This window comes from Rhodococcus sp. D-46 (genome assembly GCF_011290655.1).
Classification (GTDB): domain Bacteria; phylum Actinomycetota; class Actinomycetes; order Mycobacteriales; family Mycobacteriaceae; genus Rhodococcus_F; species Rhodococcus_F qingshengii.
In genome coordinates, this window is record NZ_JAANTF010000024.1 from 1 (window position 1) to 21,302 (window position 21,302).

At 61.9% G+C, this 21,302-nt stretch carries 17 protein-coding genes and 1 pseudogene; 10 read left to right on the top strand and 8 right to left on the bottom strand.

The annotated features are described in order from the left end of the window. Window positions 1-185: 185 nt before the first annotated feature. Window positions 186-692 carry an integrase core domain-containing protein gene (locus G9U53_RS32600; protein WP_080712845.1) on the top strand — a complete coding sequence of 169 codons (507 nt, stop codon included), beginning with the start codon at window positions 186-188 and terminating at the stop codon, window positions 690-692. A 1,536-nt stretch (window positions 693-2,228) separates the two neighbouring features. Beyond that, window positions 2,229-2,594: a transposase gene (locus tag G9U53_RS32605; RefSeq protein WP_021334733.1), complete on the top strand. Its 366-nt coding sequence runs from the start codon at window positions 2,229-2,231 to the stop codon at window positions 2,592-2,594. Here the strand turns inward: G9U53_RS32605 and G9U53_RS32610 are convergent. The 5 genes and pseudogenes from G9U53_RS32610 to G9U53_RS32630 all read right to left on the bottom strand — a co-directional run. After that, window positions 2,584-2,742: pseudogene (locus G9U53_RS32610) on the bottom strand (IS110 family transposase); the annotation flags it as partial. The gene G9U53_RS32605 and the pseudogene G9U53_RS32610 overlap by 11 nt on opposite strands. 270 nt (window positions 2,743-3,012) lie before the next feature. Continuing rightward, window positions 3,013-3,246: a transposase gene (locus G9U53_RS32615; RefSeq protein WP_021334551.1), complete on the bottom strand. Its 234-nt coding sequence runs from the start codon at window positions 3,244-3,246 to the stop codon at window positions 3,013-3,015. 123 nt (window positions 3,247-3,369) lie between these two features. Further along, a complete protein-coding gene (locus G9U53_RS32620; RefSeq protein ID WP_030537990.1) occupies window positions 3,370-7,260 on the bottom strand; it encodes a WD40 repeat domain-containing protein in 3,891 nt (1,296 codons plus the stop codon). 22 nt (window positions 7,261-7,282) lie between these two features. Continuing rightward, window positions 7,283-7,696, bottom strand: coding sequence for a hypothetical protein (locus G9U53_RS33815; protein ID WP_229757369.1), 414 nt, complete (start codon window positions 7,694-7,696; stop codon window positions 7,283-7,285). Window positions 7,697-8,020: 324 nt separating this feature from the next. Further along, window positions 8,021-8,257 (bottom strand): DUF2892 domain-containing protein, encoded by a 237-nt coding sequence (locus G9U53_RS32630; RefSeq protein ID WP_011331582.1) that lies wholly within the window; start codon window positions 8,255-8,257, stop codon window positions 8,021-8,023. Window positions 8,258-8,393: 136 nt separating this feature from the next. Between G9U53_RS32630 and G9U53_RS32635 the strand changes: the two genes are divergently transcribed. Together G9U53_RS32635 and G9U53_RS32640 are read left to right on the top strand one after the other, a co-directional pair. Beyond that, window positions 8,394-10,574, top strand: coding sequence for an MMPL family transporter (locus tag G9U53_RS32635; protein ID WP_011331581.1), 2,181 nt, complete (start codon window positions 8,394-8,396; stop codon window positions 10,572-10,574). Between the two features lie 115 nt (window positions 10,575-10,689). Next, window positions 10,690-10,953 carry a metal-sensitive transcriptional regulator gene (locus G9U53_RS32640; protein ID WP_011331580.1) on the top strand — a complete coding sequence of 88 codons (264 nt, stop codon included), beginning with the start codon at window positions 10,690-10,692 and terminating at the stop codon, window positions 10,951-10,953. Window positions 10,954-10,980: 27 nt separating this feature from the next. Here G9U53_RS32640 and G9U53_RS32645 read toward each other — a convergent pair whose 3' ends face one another. Both G9U53_RS32645 and G9U53_RS32650 read right to left on the bottom strand, forming a co-directional pair. Then, window positions 10,981-11,517 (bottom strand): hypothetical protein, encoded by a 537-nt coding sequence (locus G9U53_RS32645; protein ID WP_011331579.1) that lies wholly within the window; start codon window positions 11,515-11,517, stop codon window positions 10,981-10,983. Further along, window positions 11,514-12,719, bottom strand: a complete 1,206-nt coding sequence (locus G9U53_RS32650) for an FAD/NAD(P)-binding oxidoreductase (protein ID WP_021334544.1) — start codon at window positions 12,717-12,719, stop codon at window positions 11,514-11,516. Before G9U53_RS32650 ends, G9U53_RS32645 begins: the two co-directional genes overlap by 4 nt. Window positions 12,720-13,303: 584 nt before the next feature. Here G9U53_RS32650 and G9U53_RS32655 point away from each other — a divergent pair. From G9U53_RS32655 to G9U53_RS32680, 6 genes are all read left to right on the top strand, one after another. Further along, window positions 13,304-14,698, top strand: coding sequence for an MBL fold metallo-hydrolase (locus G9U53_RS32655; protein WP_030537988.1), 1,395 nt, complete (start codon window positions 13,304-13,306; stop codon window positions 14,696-14,698). A gap of 588 nt (window positions 14,699-15,286) precedes the next feature. Then, window positions 15,287-16,075, top strand: a complete 789-nt coding sequence (locus G9U53_RS32660; RefSeq protein WP_011331576.1) for a GntR family transcriptional regulator — start codon at window positions 15,287-15,289, stop codon at window positions 16,073-16,075. A gap of 28 nt (window positions 16,076-16,103) precedes the next feature. Further along, window positions 16,104-16,442 (top strand): rhodanese-like domain-containing protein, encoded by a 339-nt coding sequence (locus G9U53_RS32665; protein ID WP_011331575.1) that lies wholly within the window; start codon window positions 16,104-16,106, stop codon window positions 16,440-16,442. 1 nt (window position 16,443) lies between these two features. Continuing rightward, a complete protein-coding gene (locus tag G9U53_RS32670; protein WP_011331574.1) occupies window positions 16,444-17,286 on the top strand; it encodes a sulfite exporter TauE/SafE family protein in 843 nt (280 codons plus the stop codon). 82 nt (window positions 17,287-17,368) lie between these two features. After that, on the top strand, window positions 17,369-19,135 hold the full coding sequence (gene ctaD, locus G9U53_RS32675; RefSeq protein WP_011331573.1) for a cytochrome c oxidase subunit I: 1,767 nt from the start codon (window positions 17,369-17,371) through the stop codon (window positions 19,133-19,135). Beyond that, complete coding sequence (locus G9U53_RS32680) at window positions 19,132-19,632, top strand: hypothetical protein (RefSeq protein WP_134771772.1); 501 nt, start codon at window positions 19,132-19,134, stop codon at window positions 19,630-19,632. The genes ctaD and G9U53_RS32680 overlap by 4 nt, the downstream gene beginning before the upstream one ends. A 669-nt stretch (window positions 19,633-20,301) precedes the next feature. Here G9U53_RS32680 and G9U53_RS32685 read toward each other — a convergent pair. Next, complete coding sequence (locus tag G9U53_RS32685) at window positions 20,302-20,985, bottom strand: sigma-70 family RNA polymerase sigma factor (protein ID WP_021334540.1); 684 nt, start codon at window positions 20,983-20,985, stop codon at window positions 20,302-20,304. Window positions 20,986-21,302 lie beyond the last annotated feature (317 nt).

The following is a 21,302-nucleotide window of genomic DNA, read 5'->3' on the forward strand; positions in this document are numbered from 1 at the left end:
ATCGTGAGCACGGGCGTACCTTCCCGCCAGCGTTGGCGCGCTGGACTTGATCAGAATCCTGTTCGTGTACAGATCATCATCCGGGAAGGTGCGTCCTCCCGGGATCCACAGGTTTCGATCATTCCTCTCCACGCAAACGAGGCGGGGTCAGCTCATGCCCACAGACCGAAGCCGACGCCCCGAACGTGTTGTGGGCTATGGACTTCCAGTTCGATTCCACCGTCGACGGCAAAGCCGTCAAGATTGCATCGATGATCGACGAGCACACGCGCCTGTCGCTGATGAACATCGTGGAGCGTTCGATCCCCGCGCAGCGGTTGGTCGAGGAACGAGGCAAGACGTTCGCGCTGTGGGGCGGGCCGCCGCTGGTATTACGGATGGACAACGGGCCAGAATTCATTTCTAGTGCGCTACACCAGTTCTGCGTGAACCGTGTGGGAATCTCGTACATCCCGCCGGGAACTCCCTGGAACAACGGGCACATCGAATCTTTCAACAACCGCCTTCGGAAGGAGTGCCTGAACCGCAACCACTGGACGAGCCTGCTCGAAGCGCGAGTGGTGATCGAGGACTTCAAGGACGACCACAATCATCGGCACCGCCACTCGTCGCTGGGCTACCTCACGCCGGCCGAGTACGCTGCCCAGTGCTCCCACACCCACCAACCGGTGGATGGGTGCGAGATCGACTGAAACCAATCAAACCGCGGCTCTAAAGCGCGGTGGTCCGACTATCGGGGACCTGCCACCTGTGGCGGCGAGTTCGTCGCCGTGGCGCAGCTTTCGGATGACCTGTTCGGGCGTGTGTCGTTTACGTCCAGCCATGAGATGAAGCCTTTCATGCCCTTGAGCAGGGCGGAAGGATTCTCATAGCGTACGGGTCACTTCACGGGGGTCATGCCACCCCGACTGCAATCGCGACGCCATTTCAGCAGTATCGTGCACAAAAATCGAGTGCCAACGCGACTCCACCTCATCTGACGGGCTCTCGCGGACCCCGGTACGCAACTGAGAGGGGTACGGTGCGGAAATCCGGAATGCGCCGCGCGCCACCTTTCGACACTGCAGCGTTCGTGAGCCGCCGATCGGGCGCGCCGTACAACTCGTTGAGGCGGGCCTGGAGAACGTCGTCCTCCGTCACGCGCCCCGCCGTCACTGACGCCTCGTCTCCATGCTCGAATTCCGCATCCCGCCGAGCGTGCAGGTCGTGCGCTCTCTTCGCGGTTCGGCGCGGCGCTCTTGCGGATCGATCCGCAAGGGACATCTACATCTTTCGCAGATTCACTTATGGGGGGGTGGGTTCCCATCTGCTCGATGGGCATACTGGCCGAATCGAAACTCACGTCAGGTCAACGCCATCAAGCCCGAAATGTGATGTCGCTCACTCTCCGTTCAACTAGTTTCTTGGCTGGCTAATCATAAGATGCGCAGTACATACTGTCTGTTTTTCCTTCCAGGTCAAATACAGCTATCTGGTTGCCCCAGGATCATTTCAGTGAGCGGTTCACCGACCCTCATGCCGATGCCGAACCAGCGGCCTACACTCTGGATTGCGCGTATTGAAGATTGTGCTCTATGCGGCCAAAAATGCATGTAAGGGACAGTCTTTCGCGCAACCAACAGAAAGAATCAAACACACAGAGGGAGACAGTCATGGGTTCAGTTGGGGACGTCATCAGCATCGTCAAAACAGTCGTCGAACTAATTTCCACACTCGGCACCGGTTCTGCAGACCAGTCGGTCGAGAAGCCTGCGGTCTAGGCGTCAGCCTCGATTTTTCGTGAGAGGCCGCTGCTGGTCTGATCAGTGAACTGATCAGACCAGCAGCGGTCGAATGCGCATCGGGCCGCTGGGAACTGTCACATTGTTTGAAGAACGCTGTCGTACTAAGGCCGCCGTTACCCGGTCGAAATCATCAACCAACTGCGTGTGATTGAATCGCATGTAAGTGTTTGTAGTGGCCGGCCCGGGGCCGGCTGACAGGATAGGTGTCGTCGCTACAACGCCGTGTGACTCATGAATCGCTTTGCTCCTTCGTGGTGCACTGGCCGGGGTTTGTCCACTCTGTTGTGGTGGCGACGCCGGTCCGGTCTTGCTTCGGTGGCTTGATTAGAAGCCTGCCCGACCTCGTTGCCGCGAGGTCGTGGCCCGTTACAGGCCTGCCTCGAAGTGCTCTTTCCGGGCCGACGCCGACAACGACGTCGCCCATCGGAAAGGACATCCGTCGCTATGCCTATCGTCGCAGATAACTACGAAATCGTCATCGGGGTCGATACTCACGCCGCCGCCCACGCGCTGTGCGTCGTGGCCGCCGCAACTGGTGCGGTGCAGGACAAAGCAAGTTTTCCAGCAAGCCCGGCGGGTCTTGATCGGGCCCGCACGTGGATTGCACACAGAGTAGGTCAACAAGCCGCCCTCGTTGTCATCGAAGGCATCGGCTCCTACGGCGCCGGACTCTCCGACCGCGTTCTCGCGGCGGGATTCCCGGTAGCCGAACCCTCCGTGATGGGGTCGGCGGATCGCAGAGGAGTCGGTAAGACCGACGATCTCGACGCCGCTCGTATCGCCCGATCATTCCTCGCTGTCCGGGGTTGAGGAGGTAGTAGATCTCGCGAGCCAGGTAGCGCTTCAGGCACCTGATCGCTTCCAGCTTCGAATGGCCTTCGCTGATCTTCTTCTCCACGTAAACCTGGGTTTTCGGGTCGAGTCGAATACGGCCGATGACGGCCAGATGTTGACGATTCCTCAGCACGGGCGTACCTTCCCGCCAGCGTTGGCGCGCTGGACTTGATCAGAATCCTGTTCGTGTACAGATCATCATCCGGGAAGGTGCGTCCTCCCGGGATCCACAGGTTTCGATCATTCCTCCGCATGAAATGTTGATCTGCTCAAACCCGTTATGCGACATGCCGATCTACCGGAATGTCCTCGTGTGATCAGTCCTTCGACGATCGCGATCTTCCTTTTGGGGGCGCCACCGACTGATCGTCGAACAAGGCGCACACATCGCGAGTCAATGCGAGTTCAGCTTCGAGTGCAGCGATAGGGCGCGGGCCGATGCGAGCTCGTCGGACTCAACGCTCGGTACACCGCCGCGCACCTCCGCATCGATCAGGGCTTGGGCTTTCCACCGGAACAACGTCGCCGGCGATATGCCGGTTTCCGTAGCGATATCGGCGACTGTGTCACCACTTCGCAGACGGTGCGAGATCTGTCGCCGGACTGAGTTCGGATACGACTTGGGCACTGTGACCTCCTATGGACCGCTCTGCCTCATCTCTCATATAGATGGTTCACTTTGAGGGGCACGGATCATGCGGTCACTTGATGGGGGGTCATGTCACAGTTACCCGCCTCAGCCTTCCCGATTTCAGGCGCAGGGCGGGTGGTAGTCGAGGCCGGGCAAGACCTGATCCCACAACTGCGATGTGAGAATTCCCCGCGTCGCGTGGCAGACGCGGTGGGCAGCAGCATCAGCGTCGAGGGTGAGCGCGCGCATCGCACCACCCTCGCCTGCGGCCATGATTCTGCTCCCCGCCGGGTCGAACGCTACGCGCCACCGCACCGTTCCAGTTGGCACGATCGAGGTCCCCGTGCCGCGGATCCGTAAGCCATCGACGTCCCAGATTCGCACCGATTGGTCGTCGCTACCGCTAGCGAGGTGCTCTCCGTCAGCACTGAAGGCCACGGACCTTACAGTACTGGTATGCCCAGTTAAGACTTCCGGGTTGGCGTCGGTGTCATTGTCTGACCCGATGCTCCATATGCGGATCGATTGGTCGTCACTACCGCTGGCAAGGAGCTGGCCATCGGGACTGAACGCGACTGAGTTCACAGCGCCGGTATGCCCAACTAACGCGTTCCGTCGGGGGACGGGCATTGCAGGGTTCGACGCATCCCAGATGCGGACCGTGTTGTCGCTGCTCCCTACGGCGATGAGGTTACCTCCCGGGCTGAATGTGACGGAATTGATCCAGCCCGACGGGCCGGTCAGTGCGGCCCTTATGGGGTCGGGTCGGCTGGGATCGTCAACACGCCACAGCATCAACGACTGGTCGTCTGCGGCGGTCGCGAGTATGGAGCTATCGGGGCTGAAAGCTAGCTCGTGGGTATAGCGTGCGGAAATTGGTAGTACAGGACCCGCTGCCGCGGTTGCGCCTGAGGTAATGGTCCACAGTTGGACACCGGTGCTGCCGAGGCCCGCTGTCGCAAGAGTGGACCCGTCCGGTGAGAGAGCGAGGTTCTCGATCCCGAGTCCGTCAGGAGCGCGAAGCCGTTCCCGGATTGTCGGGGTCCGTCCTCCTGTGATATCCCAGAGTAGGACCGTACCGTCGAGTGATCCGGTGGCCATCACTTGTCCGCTGCGATCGATTGCCGGTGTGGCGACCCTGCGGCTGTGCCCAGCGAGTACCGCGCTAGGCAAACTCCAGACGCGAACGAGGCCGTCCTGACCACCGGTAATTACTTTCGTTCCGTTGTTCGTGAAAGTTGTCGTCGTCAGTCCACCGCTGCTCCCGACGAGCGGGCCGCCGAGCACAGTGGGATGGTCGGGATCGATCACAGACCAGACACGAGCGGTGCCGTCCCAACTCGCCGAGACCAGCGACTGCCCATCCGGACTGAAAGACACCGACCAGATTGCGGCAGTGTGGCCGATCAGCGGGGTCTGCCCCATCACCGGCGTATTCGGGTTATCCACCATCCAGATCCGTACGCTGTGATCGTCACTGCCCGTAGCCAGCATTCGGGAGTCCGGGCTAAATGCCACGGAGTGGACGGTGTCGGCGTGCACCCGTAGCGGCGGTCCCCACGGGATTACCGGTCCAGCGAGGTCTTCTACGTTCCACAGTATTGCGGTGTGGTCATCACTTCCCGTCGCGAGGGTACGGCCGTCCGGACTGAACGCGACGGTGCGGACTGGCGCCTCATGTCCGCGGAGAGGGGGGGTTCGTTGCGTCACGGCGGCCGAATTATCCACATCCCACAGGCGTGCCGTCGTATCGTCTCCGGCGGTGGCGATTGTGCGCCCATCAGGACTGAACGCGACCATGTAAATAGCGCCGGAATGGCCGACCACGGGGGAACCTAGTGGACTGGGACGGTCCGGATCTCGAACGTCCCACAGGCGCAGAGTTCCGTCACCCCCTCCACTTACGAGATAGTGCCCGTCCGGGCTGAAGGCGACACTGGTGACCCAGCTGGTGTGCCCGACCAGAGGACCACCTAATTGTTTGCCGCTGAGTGGATCCCATAGCCGAATCGTGCGGTCGTAACTGGCGGTGGCCACAATTCCGTTTCCCGCTACTGCGGTGTCGTAGATAGCTCCGGTATGTCCGGACATCGGGCTTGCCAGCGGAGCGTTTTGACTGGCAAGTACCATCGCGTGTGCGGCCGGGTCGAGAGGTCGCAACGCTGAGCCGGCAAGAGACACCTGAGCTGACAACGAGGGGTCGGAGTTCTGTGTGCGCCCGGCTTGTGCAAGCACCTCGGCGAACTGAGCGTCGTTTCGCTGAACGTCGGACGATACGCGTTGGGCATGACTGGTCAACGCCAGGACCATCGCTACCACCGTAAGGAGACTCAGCAAGCCGACCATGCACCGCTTCAGCAACAAGGCGGTACGGGCTTGACGGTGTCCGGCGTCGACGTACTCACGTGTTGTGGTCGCGAACTTAGCGGAGGGCTCCCTGGTCAATGCCAATGCAGACTCGAGCCGAAGCCCTCGATAGAGAAGCGACACTTCGCGATCGTTGCGGTTCCATTCGTCCGCATCCCGGTCCAGACGTTGACGTCGAACTGTATCCGCGCGATTGTCCTCCAACCATTCTGCGAACCGGGGCCAGGCTTCGAATACAGCCTCGTGGGTGAATTCGATTCCGGCGGAATCGCATGTCACAAGCCGACTGTCGATTAGTGCATCAAGGGCGGCTAGTCCGGCCTCGACGTCGGGGACGCTTTCCAGCAGTGTGTGTCGCGCAAGTCGGCGTCGTGTGTCGGGCCCGTCCTCGTTCACCGTGACCAGTCGCAGTAGCATTTGCCTGGCAGCGTGACGTTGGAGAGGAGTAAATGTCGACCATACTTCCTCAGCTGTACGTGCCAACGCCCCGTGGACACCACCAACAGATTCGTAGGCGGCAATCGTCATGGTCTGCGCAGAACGCGCATTCCACGTCTCTGTTAAGGCGTGCGCGAGCAGCGGAAGCGCGCCCCCATGTCCATATCCTGCGCCAGTTACGCCGTTGTGTACCCCGAGGTCGCGGATGATGACATCGACCAAGCCGGGTTCGACGTCGACGCCGACCAGCTTGGCCGGCCCGATCACTGCGGATGCTATTTCTTCGCGCGTCATCGCGCCCAGCACCATCTGATCTTGTTCCAGACGCCGGGCGAGTTCCGGAATCCTCAAGCATTGTTCATAAAAATCTGCGCGCACCGCAACAACAACTGCATCCACGGGGCTATCCTCAAACCTTCGGGCCTTTGCCAGTGTCACCAGTTGCTCGACGAATTGTTCCCTGACGACACCATGGTGGCATTGGGTGAACAGTTCCTCGAAACGGTCGATGATCACGATGACTCGCCCATCTGGTCGCGCCATCAACGCAGCATCCAACGCACCGAGGGGGTCTGCGCCAGGACTCAGCTGTACCGCTGACCGATTGGGGCTGAGGGCTGGTAGTAGGCCAGCATGCAAGAGCGACGACTTCCCAGTCCCCGAAGCGCCCACCAGAAATGTCAGTGCGACATCGTCTCCGCCGTCGAGTGCTTTGGACATCAGTGCCGCTGTAGCCTTGTCGCGGCCAAAGAACAATGTGCTGTCTCCCTGTCCGTATGCTGCCAAACCTATGTACGGGCAAGGGATTTCGGGTTTCCCTGGAGGTGCGAAGCGCCTTTGGTGAGACACGTCAGTTGTGACTACGTGATTGCTTCGCTGCGCACGCATCCATAGCTTTTGCCACTGTGATAGTGAGTACAGCCCCTCTACCGGGGGTTCGGGAACCCGTGCGCGTGCCGCAGCGACAAGAACATGCAAGGCCGCTGACAAACCCTCGAATCTGGCAGGTACGTTTCGGCCACCCCGCCAGTCGGAAAGCCGCTGCGCAGATACGTAGACAGTTCTGCGGGAAGCCCCGCTGACGATCGAGGCATTGGCGCGGTCAGCAACTCTCTTCAAAACCGGGTTTCCAGCCAGTTCATACAATAGTGCAAACCTGGCAGCGAACTCTGATCGCGCGTTCTCGTCAGCCCGTGAAGATCCCATGCCCACTCCATGCACTCGCTTGTTACCGATAAGTAGACATTACTGGGACTGTGAACCGTGCCGGGTTTCTTGCCGCTCCTATGCCGGCGACATCTCCGGCTGGAGAATCGATAGTTGAGAATAATAGACGGCTTCGAACTCGTCGGGAGTGACGTAGTCCAAGGTGCTGTGCGGACGGCGGGTATTGAACCAATCCACCCATTCCATCGCCCAAGAATTCGATGTCGTCGATCGTCTTGATCGCCCCTTGCGGAAACGGACTGCTCTTGGAAACTGCTTCTGTCTTGAACGGTCCGATTATCGACTCTGCAAGGGCGTTGTCGTAGGCGTCGCCGACGTTTCCAATTGAAGCCGCAATCCCTTCCAGCGCAAGCGTTTCTGTGAAGGCAATTGATGTGTATTTACTGTTGGCATCGCTGTGATGGATCAAGTCCATCGCCAATCTTATGACCGCCGTGATCGCGTCGCTACAACGCCATCTTCAATGCCGTAGTGACGATGATCATCTCCCGCACAATCCACGTCCTACCGGAACGGCACCGCGACTCGAAGGTGGAGTCGTACGGAAATTGGGTAAGAACCAGGTTTCGACCGTCGTTCACAACTCCTGAAATGAAAACGATGGAAAGCGATTGAGCACCCCCTCGTCTGGGTTGGTCGAGCGTCTTCGGGGCTTCGGCACCATCGGTCGCAGGCAGATATTACGACCAGGGCCATGCACTGCGTGTGACCAACAAAGACTGATCGTGTTGCGACGCCCCTAGAATCTGCCGCTCTGACGTATCCCCAATCGCCGCATCAGCAGACTGGCCGGGCACCATCCCACTGCCGAGTAGAACACGAGGTTTCCGCCGACGAACGCGGTCAGTGCTTGCCATCGGCGGTCGTGCAGACGGGCGAGCGCGAGGCTGGTGAGCACGACGGTGCCCGCGAGTGCGGGAACAGCGCGTTCGATGCTCAGACCGGCGGGTCCGTTGAGGGTGTCGTTGCATGACATGCGGAGAGCCTCGGTTCTGTGAGATGTTGCGGTTCGACTGGTATACCCCACGGGGTAGACGATAGACTACACTCAAGATACCCTAGGGGGTACGTGCTACCGTTCGGACACCGCTCCCGACCATGAAGGACACACAGTGAGTTCTACGGACGTTCGAACCGACGAGAGTTCTGCAGACAGCTCGCCGCCAGGGATCACTGGGGGGCCGTTGGCGCGCTTCGGTGCGCGCATGGCAGGCAATTTCAAGTGGGTGGTCACCGCGTGGCTGGTGGTCATCATCGGATTGGGAGCGTTTGCCCCGTCTGTGTTCGGATCTCTCGCCGGTGCCGGTTGGCAATCCAACGGATCGGAGTCGGTCCAGGTTCGCGAACTCGCACAGGAGCACTTCGGCGGGAACTCTTCTGCGGCGATACAGGTGGTCGTGCACTCGGACACCGAGCAGGTGACGGACCCCGCTGTCGCGGCTGTCATTTCCGAGGTCACCGACATTCTGGCTGCTGACTCGCGGATTTCCGAGGTGATCGCCCCGAAACCGGGGATGTCGATCAGTGCCGATGGGCACACCGGAATTCTCATCGGTGGAGCGAACGGGACGACCGACGAGATGGTCAAGGCCGTCGACGATCTCAAGGGCGACTTGACCGCAGCCTCCACGGACTCGATCGAGGTTTACCCGACCGGAGCATCGGCGCTGTGGAGTGACTTCAACAAGGCCAACCACGACGCGATGATCAAGGCCGAAATCATCTCCTGGCCGGTCACATTGGCGATCATGGTGCTCGCGTTCGGATCACTCGTCGCGGCAGGCCTGCCCTTGCTGTTGACACTGGCCGGTCTCGTCGCATCCGCGGGTGGCTTGGTTCTGCTGAACGAAATCACGCCGATCTCGGTGTGGGCGATGAACTTTGCGATGATGTTCGCCCTGGCGCTCGGTATCGACTACGCGCTTTTCCTCGTCGTGAGGTTCCGGGATGCGCTGCGTAAGACCATCGACACCGGTCGGATCGACCCGCAGCGTGCAGTGGCAGAAACGATGGACACGGCAGGCAAAGCCGTCCTGCTGTCCGGACTGACCGTGCTGATCAGCTTGTCTGCCGTGCTTCTGGTACCCGCACCTGCGGTGCGCACGATGGCCGTGGGCATCATGCTCGCGGTGGTGTTCGTTCTCGCTGCCACCCTCACGCTGCTCCCCGCAGTTCTGGGCAAGCTCGGACCGAAGGTCAATGCCGGCTCCCTCCCGTACGCGAAGCGGCAGGTGCATCGCTCGCCGAAATTCGCGTCCTGGGGTCAATTGCTGCACAAGCATCCGTGGCCGTTCGCCATCGGCTCCCTGTTGATTCTGGTGGCGCTGTCGATTCCGGCACTGGGCCTGAAGGTCGCCATGCCGTCCATTTCGGTTGTGCCCGAGGACGCTCCGGTCCGGCAGGGCTACGAATTGGTTCAGGCACAGATGGGTGAAGGCGCACCAGGAATGCTGCAGATCATCGCCCCCACGTCGGAGGCAGAGCAGACCGCACAGATCGCAGCGAGCGTGAACGGCGTATCGATGGTGACGCCGCCCATGCCCGCCATGGACGGATCCGACTTCGTCATGCTGCAGGCCATCCCGAACGTGGATCCGTCGGACCCCGCACTCGAGACCACACTCGACGCCTTGCGTGCCGAGCTGCCCGAGGGCGCGATCGTGGGCGGTGCGCCCGCGGAGAACCTGGACCTGCAGACAGCGTTGAACGAGTATCTGCCGATCGTGGTGTCGGTGATCCTCGTGCTCGGATTCCTGTTGCTGCTGATCGCGCTGCAGGCACCGCTGATCGCCCTGCTGGGGACCGTGGTCAGCCTGCTGTCCACCGGAGCGGCATTCGGTGTGGCGAAGCTGATCTTCCAAGACGGTCACGGCTCGTCGCTGCTCGGATTCACGCCGCAGGGATTCCTGAACGGCTGGGGCCCGGTGTTCTTCTTCGCGATGATTTTCGCAATTGCGATGGATTACACGGTGTTTCTGCTGTCGAGCGTCAAGGAACACTACGAGAACACCGGTGATCCGCACGGTTCTCAGGTCGACGGAATGGCGCATTCGGGACGGGTGATCTTCGCGGCGGCAGCGGTGATGATCGCGGTGTTCTTCTCGTTCGCGCTCGCCGAACCACTGCCACCCAAGGAGATGGGAATCATTCTGGGTGTCGCCGTATTGCTGGACGCGATTCTCATCCGCTTGGTTCTGCTGCCGGTGTTGTTGCGCTTGACCGGCCACGCCGCGTGGTGGTCACCCGCATGGCTACGAGCGGTGTTGCCCAAGATCGGCTTCTCACACAGCTGAGTGTCACCGATCTCGAGCAACACAGTGGTGGCCGAGGCCGTCCGGCTTCGGCCACCATGACCGCTCTTACCCCTAGGGGTAAACTGGAGTTTCATCGAACGAAGGACTGAACGACATGACCGGTGACACCGAAAGCATCGCGTTGGTATTGAACCGTCTGCGGCGTGCGCAGGGTCAGCTTGCAGGAGTGATCGCCATGATCGAGAGCGGTCGTGACTGCAAGGATGTCGTCACCCAGCTGGCCGCGGTATCGAAGGCCCTCGACCGGGCAGGCTTCAAGATCGTCGCCACCGGGCTCCGTGAGTGCATCACCGGAGCGGAGACGGGCGAGAAGATGAGCGAAGCGGAGCTCGAGAAGCTGTTTCTCGCCCTCGCCTGAGGTCCGCGACGGTGCGCCGACCTCGCGTCAGCAGTGTGAGGGTGCTCCGAGGGGCCCGTGTGGATGGGTGAAAACCGCACGGGCCCACAACGCTGTGGACAACAGCGCCGCCGCACATCCCAAGTACATTCCGATGGAGGGGCCCGCGAACTCGGCATCGGGCGTCAGCGATTGCCTCGACCAGATTGCCAGTACGGCGAAGACCGTGGTTACTCCGTTCCCAGCCAACGCCAAACCTGCCCATCGGAACCGCCGAAGTGAGCGAGCGGCTGCGGCCACCGTGACCGTGAACGTGGCGCTGAAGACGACGAACAGAGTGGGTAGAACTCCCGCGGACTCCGCTTCGGCGCGTGATGTACGGAGCAAGACGTCATATCCATGCGCCGAACCGGTGTGGGGTAGCGCGAACCCCAGGATTGCGGTCGCTATCGCGGCGATGAGAATCGGCATGCTTCTGCCGAACTCGACCTCGGGCAGCACCCGTCGCTCTATGGCGTCGAACACCGAGCGGTACGTGCTCAGCTCGCCGTCGACGCCGTGACTCCTCGGCTTTCGGCAGCTCACGCCCGGCCGGTGAGGATGGCGTTCCAATACAACGCCGGCAGGCCGCGCCTCTTCAGGAACCACATGTCGCGGCGTTCGTGGGTGGTGTCGATGAACGGAATCGAGGGTGCGGGCTGCATCGTGTAGTCGAATTCGGCCAGAAGCATCGTGTTCCGAGAGGTCGTCAAGGGGCAGGAGGCATAGCCACCGTACTGCGCGGTCAGCGGGCGGCCGGCGATGCTCGCCTGCAGGTTCTCGGCGACGACGGGTGCCTGCTTGCGAATTGCGGCACCGGTCTTGGAGTTCGGCGAGGATCCGGCATCACCGAGTGCGAAGATGTTGTCGAATCGACTGTGCCGCAGAGTGTTCTTGTCGATCTGTACATATCCGGCTGGATTGTCGGGGTCCGCTATGGGGCTGGCCTTGATCCAGTCCGGTGCAGATTGCCGCGGTACGACGTGGAGGAGATCGTAGGGTAGCTCTTCGCTCACTCCTGCAGCATTGTCGGTGATCGTCACCGATCGGCCGTCAGGATCGACGGCGGTGACCTCACTGTTCTTACGCACCTCGATGCCGTAGCGCGCTACCACCCGCTCGAGCTCCTCGGCGAAGACCGGCACTCCGAACATTCCGGGTGTGGGCAGGACGAGGACAACTCGGATGGCGTCGAGCACGCCCTGCTCGCGCCAGTAGTCGGCTGCGAGGTACGCGATCTTCTGTGGGGCACCCGCGCATTTGATGGGGCCGGACGGCATCGTGAACACTGCGGTGCCCGAACGCATCTTCTGGATCATCTGCCACGTCTTGGGTGCGAGATCGTAGCGATAGTTGCTCGAGACCTGCGGGGTGTCGATCGATTCGGTCATTCCGGGCACGGAGTCCCAGTCGAGCTGAATACCGGGACACACCACCAGGTGGTCGTAGTGGACGGTGGTTCCAGAGGAGGTGCTGACCGTCTGGGCCTCGGGGTCGACCCCCTCGGCTCGATCCTTGATCCAGCCGACGCCCTGCGGCATCACCGACGCCTCGCTGCGCGCACTTTCCGCGGCCGGGGCCCGGCCACCACCGACGAGAGTCCACAGCGGTTGGTAGTAGTGGGTCCCTGCCGGCTCGATGACGCCGATGTCGGTCATTCCTGCTCGCCGTAGACGTGCTGCAAGCGAAAGACCGGCGTTGCCTCCGCCGATGATCGCAACTTTGTGGTCGATGGTGTGCGCGGACATGTCGTCCTCCTGTTCGTGACACGAGCTCGGTAGGCGCGGTCTCGATTCGGTTGGTGCGGGATGGGTCAGCTCGACGTCGGTGTGGGCGCGTGCCGTGAGGTCATGACGAAGGTGTGGTCATTCCGGCTGGCGTACTGCGCATACAGCAGTCGTGCTGGAAGTTCGTTCCGGCGTTCGAGCAGCTGGTGTGCAAATGCAAGTGCGGAAGTGCAAGGCACCCTCGCCTTGATTGATCGTACGGATGTACGTACATTAGGGCTAAGGCTAGTCGCCGAGTACCACGAACGCCACACTCAAGGCGGATGAACTTTCCTCTCCCGCCCCGAGTCGACGAATGTCAGACGGCCCGAGGAGGACGTGATGGTCGACGATCGCTGCAGTGTCGCCGTGAGTCCGCTGCGCCTCGCTGGATCGGCCGGGTGCGATGCCCCTGGGTGTCCGTTGGTATGCCGACCTGCTGCACGTTCACCCGCGAGATCAGGCCCGTGCGCCATGGCGCACAGAACCTCCTGAAAATACCCCACTGGGTACCATGGATTGTTGACACCTGCACGACCGCCGCCACGATCGACAAGGAGATTTCGATGCTTCTCGAACGCATCTACGACGAAGACCTCGCCCAAGCCGGATACTTCATCGGCTGTCAGACCAAGGGAGAGGCAGTGGTGGTCGACGCCCGCCGCGACATCGGTGTGTACCTGGACCTGGCCGATCGGCATGGCATGACCATCACCGCCGTGACCGAGACCCACATCCATGCCGACTACCTGTCCGGCACCCGCGAGTTGGCCAAGGCCACCGGCGCGACCACCTACGTCTCAGGAGAGGGCGGCGACGACTGGCAGTACGGCTTCGAAGCCGAACGCCTCCACGATGGCGACACGCTGACTCTGGGCAACATCACCGTGCAAGCCGTTCACACGCCCGGCCATACCCCGGAGCACCTCTCGTTCCTGGTAACCGACGGTGCCTTCGCCGACGCTCCGGGATACATGTTGACGGGCGACTTCGTCTTTGCCGGCGATCTCGGCCGGCCGGACCTACTCGACGAGGCCGCCGACGGTGTCGACACCCGTTTCGAGGGTGCCAAACAGATCTTCCGCAGTCTGAAGCGATCGTTCGTCACGCAGCCGGATCATATCCAGGTCTTTCCGGGTCACGGTTCGGGCAGCGCCTGCGGAAAAGCTCTCGGCGCGCTCCCGTCGACCAGCGTCGGCTACGAACGCCGTTTCGCTTGGTGGGCCGGGTACGTCGAGCGCGACGACGAGCAGGGCTTCGTCGATGAGATGCTCGACGGCCAACCGGACGCACACGCCTACTTCGGCCGGATGAAGCGTCAGAACAAGCAGGGCCCGGTCGTTCTCGGGCCACTCTCTCCACTGCACGAGTACGACTCCGCAGAATTGGCACGCGCCCTGGATTCCGACGAGGTCGTCCTCCTCGACACCCGCGGCCAAGATGAGGTGCACGTCGGCACTGTCCCCGGAGCGCTCAACATCCCCGGCCTCAGCAAGGCAGCCTCGTTCGGTGCCTGGGTCTACGACCCCGAGCGAGAGGACACTCCACTGGTGGTGCTCGCCGAGGACTGTAATGCCGCCGACGAGCTACGTGATCACCTGCTGCGGGTCGGCATCGATACGGTGACCGGGTACGTCACAAGTCTACGAGGCCTCCCCATGACGACGCCCGAGACGATCGGGGCGGACGAGCTGGATTCGTTCGACCCGGCAATGGTGCTGGACGTGCGCAACAAGACCGAACACGCCGACGGCCACATACCTGGCTCCGAACAGCTCAGCGGCGGCCGATTGTTGTGGAACCTCGACGGACTACCCACGGGCGGTCCGATCGTGACCTATTGCCAGAGCGGCGTCCGCAACGCGGTCGCAGCCAGCGCACTGCGTCGCGCCGGCTACCATGTCGTCGAACTTGAGGGCAGCTACGCCGCCTGGGCCGAGCACAACCTCGAAACAGTCTGACCGGACACACCCCGAACAGGGGGCCCGTCGTACCGTCCGCCCCCGGTTCGCTGCTTAGCTTGTCTATAAGGCTCGTCGAGCCACCGATGGCGGAGCGGACCCCAGGCGACAATCCCGATCCGGTACCGACTCGGAAGTAACGTGATGCTGCGTCGCTACGCCGACATATTCACCAGGTTCGACGCGATCTCCAACAGGGCCTCCTTCGTGCTCGGCGCGTCGACACCGCGGATGGGTGAAACCTGTGTGGCAGCGGGTAGTTCAGCGGTCGGCATACGAGCGGAATGGGACTGGGCGCGCGTGAGTTCGCGGCGAGAATTTTCTCGATGCGATCGGTGTCTCGTTTACGGGTCTGCGAGGCCGGCGGCTGTTCCGTCGTGGACGGAAGGAGTTGCGGTCCCCGAGGTCCTCGATGGAGATCACTTCGGACGTGTACTGAGCATCACTCCCTGATCGCCCGTACGGATGTACGTACATTTGTTGTACAGTAACCCACGAGCGTCAGCATGTGGCGACTCAACCCACGAGTGTCAGCATGTGGCGACTCGAATTCGGATTCCGACACACAGATCGACAGGAGAGCCTCTGATGGTCGACGACGATCGCAGTGCCGCGCTCGACCGCTCCAGTGCGATGCCGCTGTGGGCGCAACTGCATGCCGATCTGGTCCGCAGGATCGGCGACGACGAATTCGCCGGCTCCGAGTTCCCGGGCGAGCATGCGTTGACCACGAGTTACGGCGTGAGTCGTCACACCACCCGCGAGGCTCTGCGGCGCTTACGGAACGAAGGAATCTTGATTGCGGAGCGTGGCCGGCCTTCTCGGCTGGCGGCTCCGCCGGTGATCGAGCAACCTCTCGGTGCGCTCTACAGTCTCTTCGCTGCCGTGGAAGCCACGGGTGTTGCCCAGCACAGCGTGGTGCGTGCACTCGAACTACGCACCGACCCCGCGGTCGCTGCCACTCTGCAGGTCGGCCCCAAGGCCCCACTGCTCTACCTGGAGCGCATCCGTATGGCAGGGACGATGCCGTTGGCGCTTGACTATGCCTGGTTGCCAGGAGATCTGGCACACGACCTCCTGGACGCAGACTTCACTCATACAGCTCTGTACATCGAGCTCGAGCAACGCTGCGGCATCCGCCTCACCGGTGGCCGCGAGGACGTCACTGCCGTCGTCCCGGATCCAGAGGATGCGGCAGCACTCGAACTCGATGCGAAGACCGCCGCGCTGTCGATCCGCCGTTTGGGTTTCATGAACTCCCGGCCGGTGGAGTTACGGCACACAGTGATTCGAGGAGATCGGTTCACCGTGTCGGCCACGTTCTCATCGAGCGAGGGCTATCGCTTCGTGCCGGCCATGCCGCTGCACGCCCTGTAAGCACCCACCGATCCAAGGAGCGTTCTTCATGACTGGAGCACTACCGGCAGCCGATCCAGCTGCCGCACACGCACTGATCGCCGAATCCGGAGCCATCCTGATCGATGTCCGCGAGGACGACGAATGGGCTGCCGGACATGCCCCCGCTGCCGTACACGTCCCCCTCGGATCGCTCGACCCCTCCGATTACACCCCGGACCAGCCTCTGGTGGTCGTCTGCCGTTCCGGAGCCCGGTCGAGCAAAGCCGCGGCGGTACTCGGTGCGGCGGGACGCACGGCCCACAACCTGACCGGCGGAATGAAAGCGTGGCACCAAGACGGCCGCCCCGTGGTCCGTGATGACGGCACCCCCGGCACAGTGATCTGACATGGTCGCCACCCTCGCGATCGCAGTCGCCGCCGGGATACTCATCGGGCTCTCCCTCGGCGCACTCGGTGGTGGGGGATCGATACTGACTGTTCCTGCACTGGTGTATCTCCTGGCGGTCGAACCGCAATCGGCAACGAGCGCCTCGCTGATCATCGTCGGCATCACCTCGATCATCGCGGCCATCAGCCATGCGCGAGCACGTCACGTGCGGTGGCGGGCAGCCGGAGTGTTCGGAATCCTGGGCTCGGTGACCGCTTTCGGTGGATCGATCCTCAATCGGTCGGTCGACCCGCAGATCTTGCTGCTCGCGTTCGCTGCACTGATGATCGTCGCAGCCGGCGCGATGCTGCGCCGTACACGGCGCGGACACGATGCCGACGTACCGACGCCGAACCCGGCCGAGACCGAGGAGATGCACCCTAGCGCCGTCGCGGTCACCACCAAGCCCGCGAAAGTGAAGATCAACACTTCACAGGTGGTCAAGCTGGTCACCTCCGCGCTCGTCGTCGGCTTCCTTACCGGTTTTCTGGGAGTGGGCGGCGGATTCCTCATCGTCCCTGCCCTGGTTCTGGCACTGGGTTATACGATGCCCGTCGCTGTCGGAACATCGCTGGTGATCATTTCCATCACCAGCGCAGGCGCCTTCACCGAACGCCTCGGCACGGGTGCCGCAATCCCGTGGGAGATCGTCGTTCCGTTCACTCTCGCGGCAATCGCAGGCTCGTTCGCAGGAAAAATCATCACCGACAAAGTCTCTGTCACCACACTCACCCGTAGCTTCGCAGCCCTGCTACTCGTCGTGGCCGTCTACGTCACTGTCCAATCCGCCATGGCCCTGTGATGCACGCCGGCGTCGCCCACCGAGCCCCTTTCTACGCACGCAGTTGCGGGCGCACCCCACACCTGGATCGAGGAGATCGTCGATGACCGCACTGATTCCCCGCCGAGAAGCAGCCAGGCCGTATCCGGCGCGTAGTGAACCCAAGGGCTCGACACTGTTCCAGTTGGTGACCACCACCGATCATAAAACGATCGGCAAGATGTATTTGGTCACCTCGTTCGGTCTGTTTCTCATCGGCGGTCTGATGGCGTTATTGATGCGCGCTGAATTGGCGGTGCCGGGGCTGCAGTTTCTTTCCAACGAGCAGTACAACCAACTCTTCACCATGCACGGTACGATCATGCTGTTGCTCTACGCGGTACCGGTGGCCTACGGTTTCGCGAACTACATTCTTCCGCTGCAGATCGGCGCACCCGATGTCGCATTCCCGCGGCTCAACGCGTTCGCGTACTGGTTGTATGTGTTCGGGTCGTTGATCGTGCTCGCCGGGTTCATCACCCCGGGAGGCGCGGCGGACTTCGGGTGGACCGCTTACACCCCACTGACGAGTGCACTGCATTCACCCGGTGTCGGTGCCGACCTGTGGGTACTGGGCCTGATTCTTTCCGGGCTCGGCACCATCTTGGGTGCGGTCAATTTCGTCACCACCGTCGTCTGTCTACGGGCACCGGGGATGACGATGTTCCGGATGCCGATCTTCACCTGGAACATTCTTGTGACCTCACTCCTGGTGCTCCTGGCGTTTCCGACCTTCGCCGCTGCACTGGCCGGTCTGGCATTCGATCGCCACTTCGGCGGTCACGTGTTCGATCCCGCGACCGGGGGAGCGATGCTCTGGCAGCACCTGTTCTGGTTCTTCGGACACCCCGAGGTCTACATCGTGGCGCTGCCCTTCTTCGGGATAGTCTCCGAGATCTTCCCCGTCTTCAGTCGCAAACCCATCTTTGGTTACAAGGGATTGATCTTCGCCACTCTCGGCATCGCTGCCCTCTCTATCACCGTATGGGCGCATCACATGTACGCCACCGGCGCAGTGTTGCTGCCGTTCTTCTCGTTCATGTCCTTTCTGATCGCGATACCGACCGGGGTAAAATTGTTCAACTGGGTCGGCACCATGTGGCGAGGGCAGGTTACCTTGGAGACGCCGATGCTCTTCAGCGTCGGATTTCTGATCACCTTCCTCTTCGGCGGCCTGACCGGGGTACTGCTCGCTAGCCCTCCGATCGACTTCCATGTCACCGACACTTACTTCGTCGTCGCGCACTTCCACTACGTGCTGTTCGGCACCATTGTCTTCGCCACCTATGCCGGGGTGTACTTCTGGTTCCCGAAAATCACCGGCCGCATGCTCGACGAACGCCTCGGCAAGTGGCATTTCTGGACGACCTTCATCGGGTTCCACATGACGTTCCTGGTTCAGCACTGGCTCGGCAGTGAAGGGATGCCGCGCCGCTACGCCGACTACCTACCCTCGGACGGCTTCACCACTCTGAACTCAATCTCTTCCATCGGAGCGTTCATCCTCGGAGCATCGACGTTGCCGTTCGTGTGGAACGTCTTCAAGTCCTACCGCTACGGCGAGCTCGCTATCGTCGACGACCCCTGGGGATGCGGCAATTCCCTCGAATGGGCCACCACCTGTCCACCGCCGCGCCACAACTTCACCGAGCTCCCCCGGATCCGTTCCGAGCGGCCGGCATTCGAGCTGCATTACCCGCACATGGTCGACCGGATGCGCACCGAGGCGCACGTGGGCTTGATGGGCCACACGGCCGGAGTCCGGGCCCCCTCCGAAGTCGTGGCCGACGGTATCGAACACGACACCGCCAGCGAGAGCGACACCCGGTGACGAGAGATCGTTGCGGCCATCGAGTGGGCGCGAATGTGCTGCTGCCGGGCCGAGGGTCGTACGCCATTGCCTGCGTCATGGGGTTCTACGTGCTCGCGCTGATCGTGGTGTTCACCTGCCTCGTTCCGCGTCTGTCGGCACGTTCTGAGACAGTTGTGACCGCCGCTGTGGTGGTGGTGTTCGCGGTGCTTCTCCTGCTCGCGATGATGTTCGCAGCGCGCACACCACGACGGGCGGCATCGGCACCGATCGGCGTCGTCGAAGGGTGGGCAGTGGTCCTGGACGTCGACATCGGTTCGGGGAGCGTGGCGCTGAAAGTGACTGTTCCAGGATCGGGAACATATCGGTCCGAAGTCCACGTATCACGTTCGATGGCAGTTCAACTCGTGGTCGGCAGCATCATCTCGGTCTGGGTCGACCCCGACCGTCGTCAGAGGATGACCCTGGTCGGCAGTGCACCTCCGCCCGCCGAGGCACCTGAGCAGTGGCGGCACTGACGAGCCCGATCGAGGCCAACTGCGCGACGACACGAGAGAGGCTTCGGCACGCAACGATGCCGACCGATATACCGCTACGACACCGTCGTTCGGTGTTCGGGCCACGAACCACCGATGACCGCTCCGAGTCTGGACGCGCGCCATCGCTTCTCTCGGGACGAGGTCCTTGGAATGCCCGTGTTGGTGGTGTGATGCCGACACTCATCTGCACGATCCGACAGGTTTCGACGTAGTCCGGTCTACGTCGACACAGGCTCGCTCGGTGTGCGAAATGCCTTCGACGCGACCACGTCGCAACGGTGGACGACACCACCGGATGCCTTCTCAAAACCGAACCTGACCGCCGGCATCCGGTGCGTCCGCGAGCCCGTGCAATCTGGGGCAGGTGGAGATCGCGTACTGCCTCTACTTCTTGGAGAACATGCGAGAGAACAATCCGGTCGATTTCGGATCGGCCTCGTGCCCATTGCATCGAGCGGACGCGGGAACGCCCCGCATCACTTGCTGAACGTGTTGGCCGCAACCCGCCCAGGTGGTCTTTCCGCACTTCTTGCACGTGACAGCTCTGCACATGGCATCTCCTCAAGTTCTTCGACTATGAAGGCAACTATACCCGTAGGGGTATAAAGTCAGGTGGCCGGGCCGAGGCGGCCGGATGGCCACCGCGTGCTACCGGTTGGTGTTGCCCAATGTGTCGACGGCACGGACGAAGTCCGGCGGCATCGCAGAACTCCACGGGCGCTGCCCGAGTGCAGTTTTGATTCCCACCAGTGCCCCAGCTATCGGTGGGCAGCGGGGGCACTGTCTGAGGTGTTCGTCGATCCGCGTCGATGTTTCGACATCGAGGTGACCGTCGAGATAGGCCGACGCGTGGACCAGGGTTTTTCGGCACAATTCGGAATCGACACTCTCGCTCGCGGATACGGCGGGGAGTGCTCGCAGCAGTCTAATCCGCGCGCGATGAATCCGCTTGTAGACCGATGCGACGGTGAGCTCGCAAACCGTGCTGATCCGAGGTGCGGTCCATCCTTCACCGTCGTGGAGCGCAAGAACCATTCGATCCTCGACGGACAAGGTCGCCAGAGCGGCACGCACCGTCTGCTCGTCGGCCAGCGACTCGGCGAGAACCTCGGGATGATCGAGACGGCTGACCGGCAAGTCGATATCGTCGATGCCCGATGGCACGGTGCGCGCCGAATCCGCGCGCGCTGCCAGATCCCGGGCGCGATTGATCGCGATTCGGTAGAGCCAGGTCGACAGAGCGGACTCCGCCCTGAAACTGCGCCTGCCACGCCACGCACGTTCGAGCACATCCTGCACGAGGTCGTCCGCGTCGGCTGGTGAGCGGGTCATACCCCCCCGCGATTCTGCGGAGAACCGGGGTCTGAACCGACAGTTCGACAGCGAAGTCCTCGTCGCCGAGAGCATCGGAACCACCATCGCGGGCGCTCGCCTGTTCGCCGACCTGTCCAGATCGGCGAGGTCGTCCGTCCAACAGTGAAAGACCGTCTACAGGACAGGACCGATCATGTCGTTCGTCGATTGGAGGAATGATCGAAACCTGTGGATCCCGGGAGGACGCACCTTCCCGGATGATGATCTGTACACGAACAGGATTCTGATCAAGTCCAGCGCGCCAACGCTGGCGGGAAGGTACGCCCGTGCTCACG

Coding starts and splice junctions, on each gene's coding strand:
- G9U53_RS32605 (WP_021334733.1), top strand. CDS start 2,229: ATGCCTATCGTCGCAGATAACTACGAAATCGTCATCGGGGTCGATACT.
- G9U53_RS32620 (WP_030537990.1), bottom strand. CDS start 7,260: ATGGGATCTTCACGGGCTGACGAGAACGCGCGATCAGAGTTCGCTGCC.
- G9U53_RS33815 (WP_229757369.1), bottom strand. CDS start 7,696: ATGGACTTGATCCATCACAGCGATGCCAACAGTAAATACACATCAATT.
- G9U53_RS32630 (WP_011331582.1), bottom strand. CDS start 8,257: ATGTCATGCAACGACACCCTCAACGGACCCGCCGGTCTGAGCATCGAA.
- G9U53_RS32640 (WP_011331580.1), top strand. CDS start 10,690: ATGACCGGTGACACCGAAAGCATCGCGTTGGTATTGAACCGTCTGCGG.
- G9U53_RS32650 (WP_021334544.1), bottom strand. CDS start 12,719: ATGTCCGCGCACACCATCGACCACAAAGTTGCGATCATCGGCGGAGGC.
- G9U53_RS32655 (WP_030537988.1), top strand. CDS start 13,304: ATGCTTCTCGAACGCATCTACGACGAAGACCTCGCCCAAGCCGGATAC.
- G9U53_RS32660 (WP_011331576.1), top strand. CDS start 15,287: ATGGTCGACGACGATCGCAGTGCCGCGCTCGACCGCTCCAGTGCGATG.
- G9U53_RS32665 (WP_011331575.1), top strand. CDS start 16,104: ATGACTGGAGCACTACCGGCAGCCGATCCAGCTGCCGCACACGCACTG.
- G9U53_RS32670 (WP_011331574.1), top strand. CDS start 16,444: ATGGTCGCCACCCTCGCGATCGCAGTCGCCGCCGGGATACTCATCGGG.
- ctaD (WP_011331573.1), top strand. CDS start 17,369: ATGACCGCACTGATTCCCCGCCGAGAAGCAGCCAGGCCGTATCCGGCG.
- G9U53_RS32685 (WP_021334540.1), bottom strand. CDS start 20,985: ATGACCCGCTCACCAGCCGACGCGGACGACCTCGTGCAGGATGTGCTC.